1 protein-coding gene is annotated in these 422 nt (G+C 69.0%); it reads right to left on the reverse strand.

The window, feature by feature from the left end; translation table 11 throughout:
• Positions 1-422, reverse strand: a 422-nt coding sequence (locus EN852_RS35405) for a DEAD/DEAH box helicase (RefSeq protein ID WP_348643521.1), incomplete at both ends; no start/stop codon positions are given.

The raw sequence follows: 422 nt of genomic DNA on the forward strand, positions 1-422 counted from the left end.
CGATGGTTGCCAGGTGTTGGCGCGCCAGGATTTCGGTCGGCGCCATCAACGCGGCCTGGCCGCCAGCCTCCACCGCGCGGCCCATGGCAAGCAGCGCGACCACAGTCTTGCCGGAGCCGACGTCGCCCTGCAGCAGGCGCAGCATGCGCTCGGGATCGGCGAGATCGGCATTGATCTCGCCGAGCGCGAATTCCTGGCTAGGGGTGAGCTTGTAGGGCAGGGCTGCGCGCAGCTTCTCGACGATGCGGCCGTCGCCGACAAGCGGTCGGCCCGACAGGCGGCGAATTCTGGCTCGCACCAGCGCCAGCGACACCTGTCCGGCCAGGAACTCGTCGTAAGCCAGGCGTCGCCATGCCGCCCCTTCGACGGCGACGTCGATCGGGTCCTTCGGGTTGTGGATGCGAGTGAGCGCATCGCCGAAG

The sequence above is a fragment of the Mesorhizobium sp. M2E.F.Ca.ET.209.01.1.1 genome (assembly GCF_004010375.2).
In the GTDB taxonomy this organism is placed as follows: domain Bacteria; phylum Pseudomonadota; class Alphaproteobacteria; order Rhizobiales; family Rhizobiaceae; genus Mesorhizobium.